This window comes from Citrobacter sp. Ce104, assembly GCF_030334595.1.
Taxonomy (GTDB): domain Bacteria; phylum Pseudomonadota; class Gammaproteobacteria; order Enterobacterales; family Enterobacteriaceae; genus Citrobacter; species Citrobacter europaeus.
The window spans coordinates 15,830-30,720 of record NZ_JAOWDP010000064.1; the positions used below are offsets into that span (position 1 = coordinate 15,830).

Genomic DNA, 14,891 nt, shown 5'->3' on the forward strand with positions numbered 1-14,891 from the left:
AAGGTCATCCCCTGAGCGTGAATAATGAGCGGAGATTCTTATTATGCATGCTTTGACAAAACATAGAAGCAAGACGACTTCTGTGCTTAACGATATGGTTGTCTGTTTTATTCTTGTGGCAAGTATTGTCCTCTTTATCTACGGTTGGCGGGGGATGCATAGCGCATTCAATGGGCACGACTTACCCGCACTAAGCCTCGATTATCATGTTCTTCCTTATTACACGCTTCGCACCACCATGCGCCTGGTAATCGGGCTATTTTATTCAATGCTATTTTCAATCGTCTTTGCGGTGCTGGCAGCAAAATTTGCGCCTATGAGACGCGTCATTTTGCCCTTAGTCAACTTTATGGAATCTGTCCCGTTAGTTGGATTCCTGACTTTCACCACCGCCTTTTTCCTCGGTCTTTATCCGCACAGCGTTATGGGGCTTGAAGGTTTAGCGATATTCGCAGTCTTTACCGCACAAGCATGGAATATGATGCTGACGCTGTACCAGACACTCAGAGTGGTACCCAACGAGCTGGCAGAAGCGACGGAAGTATTCCGCTATAACCCTTGGCAGAAATTCTGGCGCCTGGGATTCATCTATTCGTTCCCGGGGTTACTGTGGAATACGATGGTATCGCAGTCTGCCGCCTGGTTTGCGTTGATTGCCTCAGAGATGCTGACAGTAGGAGGAGGCAGTACAAATTTACCGGGTGTTGGCTCTTATATTGGTATTGCGCTTCAGGAAGGTAGTCCTTCTGGCGTCGTCCGAGGAGTATTAGCTCTAATCGTTAATATCATCATCTTTGACCAATTACTGTTCCGTCCGCTGGTCCGCTATGCCCATCAGTTTAAGTACGAGGATGTGAGTGACAGAAAGATACCAAGTTCATGGTTCTATCAATGCCTGAGCAATTCAATGACAGGGCGAGGACTGGGGCTCGCCTGCAAACGGATCTCCCTATTCTGGTTATTTGTATTACCAAAAGCATGGTACGGGTTACGACTTCATCGTTTGTTTGCTTTCCTGGGACAAATGAACTGGCTTTGGTCAAATCTATGGTATCTGGCTATCGTTGTTGGATGCATTTATTACGGCCACCAGCTGTGGTTATTCATTCCTAAGGAATATCTGGCTTCACTTCCCGGCTGGATGGGGTTGACTGCTGCGAGGGTCATTGCGGCCATGGTGCTCAGCGTCATTATTTTTACGCCGCTTGGCGTCTGGATCGGTCTACGGCCTAAACTGGTACGTTTTTTCCAGCCGATTATCCAGGTTTTAGCCGCGGTTCCTGCCAACGTCTTTTACCCGTTGATTGCTTTTATGATTGTGGTATGGCACCAGGACCTGGGGAGCTGGACCATCCCGATGATTATGCTGGGTACACAATGGTATGTGCTTTTTAACGTCATCGCGGGCACATCGATGATCCCCAGCCAAATGGTTGAAGCGAGTAAAGTTTGTCATCTTCGTGGATGGCTGTGGTGGAGTAAATTCACACTTCCGGCAATTTTCCCTTATATCGTCACTGGAGTTATTTCAGCAGCAGGGGGGGCATGGAATACCGCAATTGCCGCTGAAGTACTGAACTGGGGAAAAATTACATTACAAACTCATGGGCTCGGTGCCTTTATCTCTCTCGCCAGCGATGCCGGCCTAAATCAGCAAGAAGCACTGGGATGCCTGGCAATGTGTTTCATGGTTCTACTGTGCATTATTTTCATCTGGCAACCCATGTATCGCTATGCAGAAAACCGTTTCAAATTCGACTAATGATTAATAATCAGCCATCAGGACATGTTATGAAGCATTCAAAAGCTGTATTAGAAGTTAAAAACATCTCTAAATCTTTCAAAAAAGACCGGGAACAAAAAGTTGTTGTGCTAGAACATATTAATCTTGAGGTTAAGGAGAATGAGATTGTTGCATTACTTGGGCGTTCTGGTTCGGGTAAATCCACGCTGCTGCGAATGGTGGCCGGTCTTGTCGAACCTGATTTTGGTTCCATCGTGTGCTGCGATCAGCCAGTTAATGGGCCGGGAAAAAATACCAGTATGGTCTTTCAATCATTTGCGCTATTCCCATGGTTAAATGTGTTCGATAGTGTGGCTCTTGGGCTGCAAGCACTGGGACTTTCGTCTGATGAAGTCGGTAAAAGGACGATGGACATGTTGGATTTGATTGGCCTCATCGGCTATGAAAAATCTTATCCACGGGAGCTCTCGGGGGGGATGCGCCAGCGTGTCGGGTTTGCCCGCGCACTGGCGGTTGAGCCGGATCTTTTACTGATGGATGAACCTTTCTCCGCGTTGGATATATTCACCGGCAACAAGCTACGCCAGGATCTCATCGAAATGTGGGAAAATAGGGTTATTAAAACACGCTCGATGCTCCTGGTAACCCACAGCGTTGAAGAAGCGGTAATGCTATCAGACCGGGTATGTCTTCTTGGCGGGCATCCCAGCACAATAACAGATATTTTCAGCATTAACATCGAGCGCAATCAGAGAACCAAGGAAAGTATTTCTACGATGGTTGAGAAGATAAGCGACACTCTCAATGGGCTGATTGCCGCCAGCGCGTAATTTAAGGGGGATAATGATTACCTCATGGACGAGCTAATCATTACAGTTGTTATGCATATTTATTCCTTTTAATAACAATGGGCTTTGTTGAATACATCGGGTTCAGTTCAAGCCTGCTGGCAAAAGAAAGTCCATTTTCAGGCAATAAGCATGTTTTCTGACATGCCTGCCTCAGTCATTCTGTTCAACCCAAAACACTGACCAGAGCCTCTGCTACCTCACTATCGTACAAGTGTAATGATTAGAGCTTTTTCTTTAAATTGTTCAATTCGTTGCTGGCATGCCCCTTGGTTCTCAAGGGTTGATTTCTGATGGCCTTCACTCATTTTTAGACTTATTTCTGACTTTGTTATCATGGTAGAAAATAATAAATCCAGCGAGACTCTGATGATGACCACCATTACGGAAATCTGCGTTTCGAGAATGGTGCGAAATTTATTATCGGGGACATTCTGTTTTTTGTTGGTCCAGGGATGCTGTGGTCTGCCGGTAATAAGCTCTTTCACGGACAGTCTCATCAGGAAGTAAAACGATCGCATTATGGATTGCTTTACTGGCTCTAGCGATTAAGGAGACTCTCTTTAGATATATGCTTGCGACCGGCCGAGGCATAACTCTTCACTACTTATTGCGAATGCCTGGCACGCGCGATCCGATGCTGCATCATCCGTAGTGGTGGCGTTCGGTATCACCGGGAATTTGCTGGGGCTGCACTTTATGGATTTACTGGTCGTATTTATTGTCGCTAAATTCATTACCCGGATGGGATATCAGTTCGCCTCAGATGCCCTGCATGACTTGATGGGTCACTCTGTCGATGCTCAGACGGATCTCGCTACACAAAATTGCCTGCTGACAACCAACTGTGTGCTTAGGCTTCATGAATTCGATAGCAATGTGAGCTCAGGCCATAGGTTACATAACATATTGTTAAATGGGAGCGGCTGAGTCACGACGTGACTTGAATAGTTTTAACCTCCGGCAGCTATAGCTGCAAAGCCCGCACCGAGTGCTACAGCAAATACAGCAACGATGACAACTGCGGTTACTCCAGCGCCAGCCCCTATTGCTGCTGCTGTTTTTCCTTTCGATATGTCTTTTTTATCAAGCGAAACCATATCATCAAAGGAAACCGCCTGCCCGGTACTTGTAAGCAGCGCCCGCGGTGTGGTTGTCTGAACAGTAACAGTATCATGGCTACCATCTTTTAATTTGTACTGTACAACATCACCTTCGTACAGAGGGGGATTGAGAAGGTAATAAGAGTAATTATTCTCAAGCTTTTTCGGTTTCACCTGCACCGAATCATAAGTTGAACAACCTGACATCAGCATCGTTGAGGCCATCATTATTCCAGCCAGAATTTCTTTTGATTTCATTTTAACAAACCTATATTTAAAAAATAATTATCTTGATGTCTATATATCTATGAAGAAGCATATACTTGTGACATAGCAAAGGCAAACCTTATAGGTTGCGATTGGTTATCGTAAAAAAAAGCAATCCACTGCTGGCATGAACAATACAACCTGGAAAATATAACGTTAGTTATTACATTAACGCAGTGATTCACAATCCAAAATTAGCATTGAAAAACTAAACAAAACATATACGAACAACAAGTAATAAAAATTTTCTCAGGCGTAGTTCGGATTAATATATTGAAACATATTTGCCGTCTTAAAAATTGACAAATCATAGCAATCACACCATATAAAAAACAACGATAATCGATTATAAAACAACCACTTAAAAAACTCATTCCATTCATCAATGATCATTATTCTTATAATTCATTATATTTTCAAATAAACATCAAGCAGATTTGTATTACAAATGACAGAATATAAAAAGGTATCTTCCTACTATGAAGAAAACGTTGGAACTGATGAATAAAGCCAATGAACTTGAATCCATGGGATTGTTACGCCGTGCGATATCGGTCTGGCGAGAAATTCAGTCAATTAGTGATGGGGATATGAAGTCAACTGCTATAATGAAACAGAGAAAACTGACCACACTCCTTAGTAGTCGACTGAAAGATGCAGAAAGAAACCAGTATAACTGTCGTAAAAACATCAACGAAGACCGTGAATCAATCCTTCAACATCTTAAAAATGGTAAGACTCCGCGAGAAATTGAGATGTTAACGTGGAGGTCGACTTCTTTTATTTACAGCTGTAAAAAAAAGTTACAAGAGAGTTAATTCATGAATAATAATAATTATTATTCCAGGAATAAATATCCATTGAACACAGTACGAAAAGGCCAACATGATCAATGGTATGATCTGGCTCAGCGACTGTTTTATGAAGCTGATATCAAAATTAATGGTTCTCGACCATTCGACATTCAGGTACATGATAACCGTTTTTTCAAGCGAGTTTTACAGCAAGGCGCTCTTGGCCTCGGTGAAAGCTATATGGATGGCTGGTGGGATTGTGAAAAGCTGGATGAAATGGTTACCAAAACTCTCCGCGCTGACCTGGACGGGATAATAAAAAGGAACATGAAGAACATGGTCAGGCTTGCTGGAGAAAAATTGCTCAACATGCAATCAAATAAGTGGGCCTGGATAGCAGGTACAGATCATTATGATCTTGGTAATCGCCTGTTCTGTTTAATACTCGATCCTTATATGCAATACTCTTGTGGTTATTGGCGTAATGCGGAAAATTTACATACAGCGCAACAGAATAAGTTAAAACTTATTTGTGAAAAATTGCAGCTTAAAAAAGGAATGACGTTATTAGATATCGGTTGTGGCTGGGGGGGGCTTGCTGCGTATGCGGCTGAAAATTATGGAGTTAGAGTAACGGGAGTAACCGTCTCAGCCGAGCAAATAAGAATGGCCAGTATCCGTTGTAGCTCATTAGATATAGATTTTAAGTTAATTGATTATCAAGATCTCCCAACACTTACACAAACCTTTGATCGCATTGTCTCGATAGGTATGTTTGAACATGTTGGAGCTAAAAACCATCTGACTTATTTTAATATTATTAATCAGCTTTTAAAAAAAAGTGGATTATTTTTACTCCATACTATCTGTTCCAACAAAACTGACCACAATGTAGATCCATGGATAAACAAGTATATTTTCCAACATGACAGTTTATCGTCAATTTCTCAAATATCGAGTGCGAGTGAAACTTGGTTTGTTACAGAAGACTTACACAATTTCGGTACAGATTATGACAAGACTTTAATAGCATGGGAGCAACGCTTTAACTCTTCATGGCATCTTTTGGAAGATGATTACCCCCCTATATTTAGAAGAACGTTCGATTACTACCTTAACTCTTGTGCAGGTGCTGTTCGTGCAAGGAAAATACAACTTTTGCAGTTCATTTTTACTAAGGGTATTTAGGAAGGTTAGATACTACAAGGTGTAAGTACACGTATCAATGAAAAGGCAAGAAATATGCAACCGCTAGAGAGAAATAAAAAAACACAAAATATCATGTTAGCATTATGCTGGGTGATATTAATTGCAGCATTTATTTTTTATTGTTTTGATTTTTATTGGTTTTGGTAAAATCCATCTAAGACTCAATAAGTAATTACATTAATAATCAACAGGAGTAGCCATAATGATTATAGATGAAAATAAACAAATGCATATTTTAAATGCTTTCAAAACAGCACTTCCCTCAAGAATAAATCATCACGAGTGGAATCAATTAGTTAAATCAATTGGTAGTACAAAAGAAACCTATGCGTATATGGCTCTTTTAATCGATGAAGGTTTTCTTACTGGTACTGTTATCTTTGATGAATCACCTGACAGTGACGGAGGATGGCATGTTAATCTTCATTCGATACGTATCACCGCCCAAGGGAATCGACGTTACCAATACTGGATACTATCGAAAGATATTTATGGAAAATAATCAAATTATCTGACAACAATTCAATGAAGCGTGTTCCATACATTAACTTACCTTAAGGTCTCTTATGTTACAAGTTAAAAAAATACGGTATTCCGCCCATCATATTTGTCTTGAGTTACAAAATGGACTCATTATATCGGTCCCTTTCATTTGGTTCCCATTGCTTAAGCAGGCAAATATAAAAGATTTAAAAAACTATAGAATAACAAAAAACAGTATTGAGTGGCCTAACATTGGTGAAGCATTCACTCTTACCGAAATTTTAAATAGTGCTGGCTATCCGTATCCGGAGAGTATGGATAGCTAGAACCATTTTAAAAAAGGATGGGACGAGTAACAAGTCAGTTAAGCTAATCTTAGTTGACTTGTTGATTCTGTTAATAGACCCGTTTTAGTTCCAAGCATTTTTTGAGATCTTGGCCAAATTGACCCTGACCTAAATCATTGCAGTGCTAAATCAGAGATCTTTGTCTTTCCAGAGACTTTGGATAAATTCAGCCGGAGCCATGTCATTTGAGAATGAATACATACCGGCAGGCGCTTGCCCAGCACCCGCCCCCGCTCCATCACACCGACCACATCCTCGCCTTTCAGCGACTTTCCATCATGGATCGCCAAACACTCCCAATTAAGCAGTTGATCTGACTGAAAAATAAATATCTATACGGTTCTGTTAAGCAGCTTACGGTAGAGGCTGTAATACCTTGTTTAAACTGAAGTTTAATGTCCCCATCTCTATCTTAAGAATACACCCATCATCTCATAGAATATCGCAATGCCTGTAAAAGCACTTTGTTTAATAAATATATAGGTTTCACCCTGTATAATTAAAAATTAGTTAATGCCTGTCCATTTCCTTCAGAGATTTGGGTTTTATAACTCTCTCCTGTCCAAATGGAAAAGTGTTGCGCCCAGAAATGAAGCTATTATTCATTCTGAATGTGCCAATCAAGGGTTATGATTTACCAGCGAACAAACTTTAACACTAAATAACAGATTAACACGCGATATTTATGAAAAATGTATCATTTTTAAAATTTCTGACAAACATCGTACTGGCTCGTGGTTCTCTGCATGGAAAATGGAAGAACAAGAAATTTCGATTCATGTATCTTTTACGGTGCATAATCAATCCTGCCTCCAGTATTCTTTATTTTTATGAGTTATGTTCACTTAGTGAAGCGAATAAGATCCTGGAAATACAACCTACGTTGCCGGCCAAAATTCATCGCCCTTATTTACATAAAGGTGGACTAACCAAGACTCGACGTAAAAATATCATTGGACATTACCGTTTTATCCAGAGTCTGCCAGTAAAATATCAGGAATTTTTATTTCCGGACAGTGATGTATTATTGACTCAGTTTAATGGAAAAAATGGTGAGGAGCTTAATATTTATTGCTCTTCTGGCGGTTTTGATCGCGAGGGAGAACTGATGTTGTCGCTCTATTATAACACGATCCCGGTCGCTCGTTTGTCATTCTCTATTATCCCAACGCCAAAAGGGCATTGTGCGTTTATTGGTGGTTTACAGGGTGCTCCAAAAAATATTGGACCTGATGTTATTAGGGATGCAACTAAGGCCTGCTATGGACTATTTCCTAAGCGGATCGTTTATGAGGCTCTGTGCTCATTAATGAGTTGCTGTGATATTTCTGATGTTTTAGCAGTCAGCGAACAAAGTCATGTTTTCAGGCAACTGAGATACCGGTATAAGAAACGTAAGTCCTTTGTTGCCACATACAGTGATTTTTGGGAATCGATTGCTGGCCGTCCATATAGTAACTGGTATCAGTTACCGGTGAATGTCGAGCGTAAGTCATTTAATGCGCTTCCCAGTAAAAAACGCTCAGAATACAGGAAAAGATATGCTTTGCTGGATTATATTCATGAGGAAATTAGGGATCGCCTACAAGGCAGGCCAAAAGTCCAGAGCGCTGACTAAAGCTATCCGGGCAGATTAATCATCTTCAACATTAATGTCATGTACGCATACTGCAGTACTGGCTAGATGGAAATCAATAACATCGCCGAAAACGCTTTAAGGTGCGTGGTTGTGGGCTAAATAAACTGGCTGTTCCCGGATTCCGACAGTGGTTGTGGAAACGCGGCGGGGTTGTCCTCGCCGGTCGACACCTACCCTCAGAACAATGTGGAACCCGAAAAATAGCTGCGTTCCGTTGGCATTTATGTGCAACCGAGCCTGGCAGCCTTTGCCTAAATACCCACAAGGCTGACTCTCATAGACATAACACTCTTCTTCTGCAAACTGGCGTAAGACACCAGAAATTCGTCGGCAGCCATTGTTCCTCTGGTAACGTCAGGTGTAAAAATTCACTGATTTTTAACCCTTAACTCTCTGTGTTATTCCCGGATCAATCAATTGCGCTTGTCATCAATTCTTTTGCCGAATGCAGCCGGATATAAGCAATCCACGCCGCCAGCAACGTTAATCCCCCGGCAAACAGGAAGCAGACAACATAGCCAAAATGTTGAGCAACAACGCCGCCGATAACGCCTGCCAGAATGGCGATTGCCGCGTCAGTACATTGAAAGAGGGTGAAGTCGACCCCGGCCTGCAAAGGCGATGAAAGCGACATCAGCGTGGCGTAAAGACAGACCAGCGCGCAGGCCAGCGAAATGGACTGGACAATAACCAGACACTGGAGAATCGACAGCAGCAGATGACCCGGCGTTATCAGGAGCGTCATCACCACCGCCAGCAGCGCGATCCCCTGGATGCCATAAGCCGTCAACAGCGCTCTGCCGGGTGAGGTGTATTGCATCAGTAATCCGCCGGCCAGCGTTCCTGCTATTCCCGCTGCAATATTGCCGCCGCTGAACAGCGCGCCCAACGCTGACATGCTTAACCCATGATCCAACAACAGCGGAGCCAGAAGGGGCAGCACAAATCGCATGCCTGAATTCAGCATTAATACCAGCAGTAAGCCCAGGCGCGTCTGTTCCCTGCTTAGCGCATAACCTAAGGCCGGAACATGCGGGATAGTCGCTGTTCGCTTCGGCTCTTTAATACGCCACAACGGGAATGACAGCGCCATAATCAACACCGCCATCATTAGCATGGCGACAGGCCAGCCGGATGATGCCGACAGCATCAGGAACACCCCGCCTCCGCACATCATTCCCAGATAGCTACCGCCAACCTGCACGCTGTTTCCCCAGCCGTAACCCGCACGGGTAAGTTGATCGACGCAAAAGCCGTCGCTGGCGATATCAATGGTGGAGGCAACCGTGCCTGCCACTATAAACAGAACAAATAACGCGACGATTTGCGTATCGGGAAATCCCCCTTCTCGCCCGAACCAGCCAATCGCTGCGGCAATCGTCAGGATCGCCGCTAACACAACCTGACCACGCAGAATTAACATGCGGGAACGGCGTTCCTGGCTGCCGGGCGGAAGCCGCCAGCGTTCGATCCACGGCGCCCAAATAAACTTCAGCGCCCAGGGCAGCATGAACAGGGTTGTCGCACCGGCCAGCGCCAGCGAACCGCCTGCAGCTCGCACCAGCGCGGGTAATGACTGCATAGACAGCGCCGATACCAGGCTTTGTGTCACATAGACGCCGGCAATAGCAAAAATCACCCGTCCGGCCGTCAACGTCAGTGGTTTCACATTCGACTGAACATCACTCATGTTCCCATACTCCAGGCGCGGAAACCCCTACGTCGCGCCACGCGCGCGCGGCCAATTGCGCCTGCCACATTGCCTGATAACGTCCATGTTGAGAGAGCAATTGCGCATGGGTACCCTGCTCAACCACCTGCCCTTCTTTCATCACCAGAATGTTTCCGGCCCCGGCGATGGTGGATAAACGGTGAGCAATGATAATCACCGTTCGGTTGTGAACCAAATTATCGATCGCTTTTTGCACCGCCAGCTCACTTTCAATATCCAGCGCTGCGGTCGGTTCATCGAGAATGACGACCGGCGCGTTTTTCAATAACGCCCTGGCAATAGAAATTCGCTGGCGTTCGCCGCCCGAAAGCTGACCGCCCATCTCCCCCATTGGTGTCAGCCAGCCTTGCGGAAGACGGGAAATAAACTCAAGGCACTGTGCCGCGCGGGCGGCCTCTTCCACCTCCTGTTGCGTCGCCTGCGGGCGCGCGATACGGATATTCGCCAGCAGTGTGTCATCGAACAGCCAGACATCCTGGAAAACAACAGAAATCAGACTATTGAGCTGTTCCGGAGTCAGGCGACGAATATCGACGCCGCCAATTGAAATCTGCCCTTGCTGTGGATCGGCATAGCGCATTAACAGTTTAGTGACTGTGGTTTTGCCTGCGCCGGAGGCACCCACCAGCGCGCTCATACTGGCTGCCGGGAACGTCAAAGAAACATGATTAAGCGCGTGGCCGTCGCCTTCTTCGTAGCGATAGCTGACGTTGTCAAAGCGGATATCGTAACGTTCCGGCATCTCGCTTTGCTCTGCAACGGGAAGCGGCGCTACCGCCATAAACTGCTCAATCCGTTGCAGGGCGCTGGCGATCAGTTCCACAACTGAGGTGTAGCTGATAAACATCGCCATCGGTTCTGAAAAGCGCATAATCATCGCGACGGCGGCAATCAGAAAGGCGAGGTTCAAAGTACCCGTCCCCACCCAGACGATCCCGGATAACACCACCACCTGCAGGCCCAACTCCACGACGCTGGCGATCAGCATCGTCGCGCCTGCGCCCTGACGATGGGTGCGGGTCTGTAAGTTTTCCAACGCATTGAAATGCGCCAGCAGCGCCCGGCTTTTTTCAGCATCGCTGCCGCAGGTACGCAATACCATCATCCCCTGAGCAAACTCAACGATATCTCCGCTCAGCTGCTGGTGCGCTTCCCCCAGCGTCTGCATTTGTCGCCGCATCGCCGGGCGGCGCCAGTAATAAAACGGCACCAGCAGAGGGAAAATTAGCAACATCACCAGCCCCAGCCGCCAGTCTATCCACAAAGTCGCCAGTGACGCCGTCAGCGGCGTGACGATGGTGAGCAGCAAAATATTGGCTATCGCAATAACATAATTGAGGTTTTCATCCACGCTGCCCAGCAGTAAGGCGTTCATTTCGCCCGCCCTGCCGCGCTGGAGCTTTTCCAGCGGCACGCGACGTAACTGCTCCCCTATTCGCAGGCGTAACTCATGGGTGGCCTGCGCCAGATGACCACGGTATTCAAAGCCCAGGCCATACCAGCGTAGCGCCAGCGTCACAAATGCAGCAACGCTGAAGGCCACAGCCCAGTTGAGAAGTTGCGGCGCGTATCCCCGTAACAGCGCATCAATGATCGGATAAAGACAGGCAAAGGAGATCCCCTGCATAAATGCCGCCAGCAACAAGGCTAGCATACAGCGTCGCAGCATCCTGGCCTGGCTGCCAACGCTGGAGATAAGCTGGCGCCAGATGACGCGCCAGGCGAGGTTATCCGCAGGATTATTGTCTTTCATTTTCCGCCACCTCTTCCTGTGTTCCACCCGGCAGCCAATGCTGCGCCTGCTGATAGTGTTGCCAGAGCCGTTGATACAGCCCCCCCTGCGCCAACAGTTGCGTATGGCTCCCCATTTCCCTGAGCTGTCCGTCGGAAAACAGCAATATCACATCGGCCTGAGTCACCATTGAGAGTCGATGCGCGACCATGATGACCGTCCTGCCGCGCATGGCTGCCGCGAGCGCCTTGATAAGCGCCGCCTCGTTTTCCGGGTCAGCAAACGCCGTCGCCTCATCGAGTACCAGAATGGGGCGATCTTGTAAAAGCGCCCGGGCGATGGTGATGCGCTGCCGCTGGCCACCTGAGAGAAATACGCCGCGTTCCCCAACTCGCGTGTTGTAACTTTCTGGCAGCGCGCTAATAAAATCATGGGCCTGCGCCACTCTGGCCGCGGCGATTACCGCCTCCAGCGGCGTATCCGGTGCACCCAGACGAATGTTATTGGCTATCGTGTCGGCAAAAAGGAAGTTGTCCTGAAACACAAACGAGAGTTGCTTCATTAAGGTGTCCGTCTGCATATCGCGCAGATCCACACCGCCAATACGGATATGGCCTTTGTCTGGATCGGCGTAACGCAGCAGCAAGCGCGCCACTGTGCTTTTTCCGGCACCGCTTGGCCCAACCAGCGCCACAATTTTCCCGGCGGGCACATGAAAGCTTACCTTCTGCAACGCGGCGCCAGTACGCGCTTGCGGATAATGAAAGCTCACCTGATCGAAGGTAATGCTCGCCTCTTTCGGTTGCTGGTCAAACAGCGACAGCGATAACTCCGGCATCGCGAGAACCTGATAAATACGTTGAATGCTTAAACGTGTTTGTGCGACCAGATTATTGAGCATCATCATTGGCATCACAGCTTCGGCCATTCCGCTGCCCAGCAGTAAAACGGCTACCCACGCGATAAAATCGAGACTGCCATAATGCAACAGGCCGTACCCCGACCAAATCAGGACAAACAGGGTCGGGAGAGGATTCAGAATTGAGAATGAGAAACGCGCTGAAAAACCGGCTTTGCGATACCAGGTTTTGAGCACATCGGCCCACTCTTCAAGAGCGCGTTGATAACGCAAAAAACTGGTGCTGCCGCTATCAAACATTCTCACTACGGGCATGGCCTGTACGAACTCAATAACCGCCGCGCTGACTTGCTCACGCGCCTTATGATAACGCTGAGCCATATCTTCCGAACGCTGGCGGGTCAGCACGAGAACAATTAAGCCAAATGCCAGTACCCCCAACGTCGCGATTGCAAGCCGCCAGTCCAGCCAGAACAAGATAACGATTGTCGCCAGCGGCATGATGATCGCGCGGGCATAGAGCGGCGTACTGTCGGCGACAAAGATATGTAACGACTTCACGTCATCCAGCATCACTTTCGCCACTGCCCCGCTACCCATTTGCTGTAACACACCAGGCGGAAGCTGCAATGCTTTACGGGCTAGCCTGCTGCGCAGAATATTCTCCAGATGAAAAGCCGCATAATGAGAAGTGTTAAACGCCAGTAGGCGCAGAACAAAAGTTAAGACCACGCAGCCGATCAAGCCGCCCAGCGTCCAGACCGGAAGATCGTCTGGCGTCGCACGAATATCGCGCAAACTCCACGCCAGAAAAAGAAGAGCCCCCAGGCTGGTTAATGCCGCCAGTCCTGCCAGCGCCATAGCTAAAATAACCTTCCTGCGAACCGGGGTAATCACCTGCCAGAGAGGAAATCGGGACGGTGATTCAGTATTGGATGATTGAGATGACATGGGAGTAACTGAATTTCCTGATGAATTTTTACAGACACCAAAAACGGCAATTCATGGTGGCGTTCTGATAATTAATGTGAATAATAACCATTATCAATAACTCATCTACCCCATTCAGTTCTTTTTTTACCCGCATTGGTCTAAGCCACAGGGAGATAACCCGGTCATGACGGAGTCACCGCAAACGCAATCTGAAATCTCTATTCACCAGTTGGTGGTCGGAAAACCTGCAAACGATGGCAATATTCCTGCTCAGTGTGAACTGCTGCGCTATTCGTTGCAGGAAGGTATGGATATTTTGCTCTGGAGGGGCCATTTTGCGCGGCCTGAGACGTTGCAGCTACACGATGATCTGGGCAGGATTAACTTCTCGTGCATCCTGGAAGGCACATCGCGATTTGCGATTCAGGGACTCAGGCGCCGCACCGAATGGGAGCTTACGCGCAATCGCCATTACATTACCCATACGCCAGACTGCCGCGGCAGCGCCTCCTATTGTGGCCGATTCGAGAGCATTACCCTCTCCTTCAGTCCAGAAACTCTCGCGCAGTGGGTACCGGATATTAGCGCGCCCATTAAGAATAAGATCGATTCCCACTGCTGTTGCCAGCAGCAGCGTTGTAATGCTGAAACCCACTTAACGGCTCAGGCCTTGCGTCACGCGCTGATGCGCATGCACGACGGCTTCAGCCATGAACAAAAGCCGTCGACGCTATGGTTGCAGGGGCAAAGTCTGGTCATGCTCAGTCTGGTGCTGGATGAACATCGTGAAGACGCCAGTTGCCTCTCCTGCCACTTCAACCCGATGGAACGCCAGAAACTACTGCGGGCGAAGGATCTGCTGCTGGCTGATCTAACGCAAGCGCCGGGCGTCGCGGAACTGGCCAGAGAATCCGGTCTGAGCGTTCTCAAAATTAAGCGAGGCTTCCGCGTTCTGTTCAACAATAGCGTCTATGGCCTGTTTCAGGCTGAACGAATGCAGGAGGCCAGAAAACGCCTGGCTAACGGCAATACCTCAGTCATGACGGTGGCGGCCGATCTGGGCTATGCCAACGCCAGCCATTTCTCTGCCGCCTTCCAGAAACAGTTTGGCGTAACCCCCTCGACCTTTAAACGCTTGATTTAACCGGGGTCACGCCCCATAAATTGCTCCCTGACGGAGGCCTGGATACCCCATCCGGGC

At 47.2% G+C, this 14,891-nt stretch carries 14 protein-coding genes and 2 pseudogenes; 10 read left to right on the forward strand and 6 right to left on the reverse strand.

The window, feature by feature from the left end; translation table 11 throughout:
- The first annotated feature begins 43 nt into the window (after positions 1 to 43).
- Positions 44 to 1,762, forward strand: a complete 1,719-nt coding sequence (locus tag OGW16_RS10715) for an ABC transporter permease subunit (protein WP_286518404.1) — start codon at positions 44 to 46, stop codon at positions 1,760 to 1,762.
- Between the two features lie 29 nt (positions 1,763 to 1,791).
- The gene (locus tag OGW16_RS10720; RefSeq protein ID WP_043015819.1) at positions 1,792 to 2,574 is read left to right on the forward strand and encodes an ABC transporter ATP-binding protein; all 783 of its coding nucleotides are present in this window, start codon (positions 1,792 to 1,794) and stop codon (positions 2,572 to 2,574) included.
- Between the two features lie 221 nt (positions 2,575 to 2,795).
- Here OGW16_RS10720 and OGW16_RS10725 read toward each other — a convergent pair whose 3' ends face one another.
- Entirely contained in the window at positions 2,796 to 3,080 is a 285-nt protein-coding gene (locus tag OGW16_RS10725) for a hypothetical protein (protein ID WP_125461427.1), read from the reverse strand.
- A gap of 79 nt (positions 3,081 to 3,159) precedes the next feature.
- On the opposite strand from OGW16_RS10725, the gene OGW16_RS26360 reads away from it, so the two are divergent.
- Entirely contained in the window at positions 3,160 to 3,522 is a 363-nt protein-coding gene (locus OGW16_RS26360; protein ID WP_082197559.1) for a cation efflux transmembrane domain-containing protein, read from the forward strand.
- A 23-nt stretch (positions 3,523 to 3,545) separates the two neighbouring features.
- Here OGW16_RS26360 and OGW16_RS10730 read toward each other — a convergent pair whose 3' ends face one another.
- Positions 3,546 to 3,953: a hypothetical protein gene (locus OGW16_RS10730; RefSeq protein ID WP_047412240.1), complete on the reverse strand. Its 408-nt coding sequence runs from the start codon at positions 3,951 to 3,953 to the stop codon at positions 3,546 to 3,548.
- Between the two features lie 488 nt (positions 3,954 to 4,441).
- On the opposite strand from OGW16_RS10730, the gene OGW16_RS10735 reads away from it, so the two are divergent.
- The 6 genes and pseudogenes from OGW16_RS10735 to OGW16_RS10755 all read left to right on the forward strand — a co-directional run.
- The gene (locus tag OGW16_RS10735; protein WP_047412242.1) at positions 4,442 to 4,780 is read left to right on the forward strand and encodes a hypothetical protein; all 339 of its coding nucleotides are present in this window, start codon (positions 4,442 to 4,444) and stop codon (positions 4,778 to 4,780) included.
- A 3-nt stretch (positions 4,781 to 4,783) separates the two neighbouring features.
- Complete coding sequence (gene cfa / locus OGW16_RS10740; protein WP_080625433.1) at positions 4,784 to 5,944, forward strand: cyclopropane fatty acyl phospholipid synthase; 1,161 nt, start codon at positions 4,784 to 4,786, stop codon at positions 5,942 to 5,944.
- A gap of 223 nt (positions 5,945 to 6,167) precedes the next feature.
- Positions 6,168 to 6,467 carry a hypothetical protein gene (locus OGW16_RS10745; RefSeq protein ID WP_043015816.1) on the forward strand — a complete coding sequence of 100 codons (300 nt, stop codon included), beginning with the start codon at positions 6,168 to 6,170 and terminating at the stop codon, positions 6,465 to 6,467.
- A 64-nt stretch (positions 6,468 to 6,531) separates the two neighbouring features.
- Positions 6,532 to 6,774, forward strand: coding sequence for a DUF2442 domain-containing protein (locus OGW16_RS26365; protein ID WP_043015815.1), 243 nt, complete (start codon positions 6,532 to 6,534; stop codon positions 6,772 to 6,774).
- Between the two features lie 706 nt (positions 6,775 to 7,480).
- Positions 7,481 to 8,413 (forward strand): VirK/YbjX family protein, encoded by a 933-nt coding sequence (locus OGW16_RS10750; RefSeq protein ID WP_043015814.1) that lies wholly within the window; start codon positions 7,481 to 7,483, stop codon positions 8,411 to 8,413.
- 48 nt (positions 8,414 to 8,461) lie between these two features.
- Positions 8,462 to 8,635: pseudogene (locus OGW16_RS10755) on the forward strand (IS66 family transposase); the annotation flags it as partial.
- On the opposite strand, the pseudogene OGW16_RS10760 reads toward OGW16_RS10755, so the two are convergent.
- The 4 genes and pseudogenes from OGW16_RS10760 to ybtP all read right to left on the reverse strand — a co-directional run.
- A pseudogene (locus tag OGW16_RS10760) lies at positions 8,630 to 8,810 on the reverse strand (salicylate synthetase); the annotation flags it as partial. The pseudogenes OGW16_RS10755 and OGW16_RS10760 overlap by 6 nt on opposite strands.
- Positions 8,811 to 8,843: 33 nt before the next feature.
- Positions 8,844 to 10,124 (reverse strand): yersiniabactin-associated zinc MFS transporter YbtX, encoded by a 1,281-nt coding sequence (gene ybtX, locus OGW16_RS10765; protein WP_286518405.1) that lies wholly within the window; start codon positions 10,122 to 10,124, stop codon positions 8,844 to 8,846.
- Complete coding sequence (ybtQ, locus tag OGW16_RS10770; protein ID WP_286518406.1) at positions 10,117 to 11,919, reverse strand: yersiniabactin ABC transporter ATP-binding/permease protein YbtQ; 1,803 nt, start codon at positions 11,917 to 11,919, stop codon at positions 10,117 to 10,119. Before ybtQ ends, ybtX begins: the two co-directional genes overlap by 8 nt.
- Entirely contained in the window at positions 11,906 to 13,618 is a 1,713-nt protein-coding gene (ybtP, locus tag OGW16_RS10775; RefSeq protein ID WP_286518570.1) for a yersiniabactin ABC transporter ATP-binding/permease protein YbtP, read from the reverse strand. Before ybtP ends, ybtQ begins: the two co-directional genes overlap by 14 nt.
- A 256-nt stretch (positions 13,619 to 13,874) precedes the next feature.
- On the opposite strand from ybtP, the gene ybtA reads away from it, so the two are divergent.
- Positions 13,875 to 14,834 carry a yersiniabactin transcriptional regulator YbtA gene (ybtA, locus tag OGW16_RS10780; RefSeq protein WP_043015810.1) on the forward strand — a complete coding sequence of 320 codons (960 nt, stop codon included), beginning with the start codon at positions 13,875 to 13,877 and terminating at the stop codon, positions 14,832 to 14,834.
- The last annotated feature ends 57 nt before the right edge of the window (positions 14,835 to 14,891 follow it).

What these genes read in the sequence shown, in the direction of transcription:
- OGW16_RS10715 (WP_286518404.1), top strand. Translation starts at nt 44, where the DNA reads ATGCATGCTTTGACAAAACATAGAAGCAAGACGACTTCTGTGCTTAAC.
- OGW16_RS10720 (WP_043015819.1), top strand. Translation starts at nt 1,792, where the DNA reads ATGAAGCATTCAAAAGCTGTATTAGAAGTTAAAAACATCTCTAAATCT.
- OGW16_RS10730 (WP_047412240.1), bottom strand. Translation starts at nt 3,953, where the DNA reads ATGAAATCAAAAGAAATTCTGGCTGGAATAATGATGGCCTCAACGATG.
- OGW16_RS10735 (WP_047412242.1), top strand. Translation starts at nt 4,442, where the DNA reads ATGAAGAAAACGTTGGAACTGATGAATAAAGCCAATGAACTTGAATCC.
- cfa (WP_080625433.1), top strand. Translation starts at nt 4,784, where the DNA reads ATGAATAATAATAATTATTATTCCAGGAATAAATATCCATTGAACACA.
- OGW16_RS10745 (WP_043015816.1), top strand. Translation starts at nt 6,168, where the DNA reads ATGATTATAGATGAAAATAAACAAATGCATATTTTAAATGCTTTCAAA.
- OGW16_RS26365 (WP_043015815.1), top strand. Translation starts at nt 6,532, where the DNA reads ATGTTACAAGTTAAAAAAATACGGTATTCCGCCCATCATATTTGTCTT.
- OGW16_RS10750 (WP_043015814.1), top strand. Translation starts at nt 7,481, where the DNA reads ATGAAAAATGTATCATTTTTAAAATTTCTGACAAACATCGTACTGGCT.
- ybtX (WP_286518405.1), bottom strand. Translation starts at nt 10,124, where the DNA reads ATGAGTGATGTTCAGTCGAATGTGAAACCACTGACGTTGACGGCCGGA.
- ybtQ (WP_286518406.1), bottom strand. Translation starts at nt 11,919, where the DNA reads ATGAAAGACAATAATCCTGCGGATAACCTCGCCTGGCGCGTCATCTGG.
- ybtP (WP_286518570.1), bottom strand. Translation starts at nt 13,618, where the DNA reads ATGGCGCTGGCAGGACTGGCGGCATTAACCAGCCTGGGGGCTCTTCTT.
- ybtA (WP_043015810.1), top strand. Translation starts at nt 13,875, where the DNA reads ATGACGGAGTCACCGCAAACGCAATCTGAAATCTCTATTCACCAGTTG.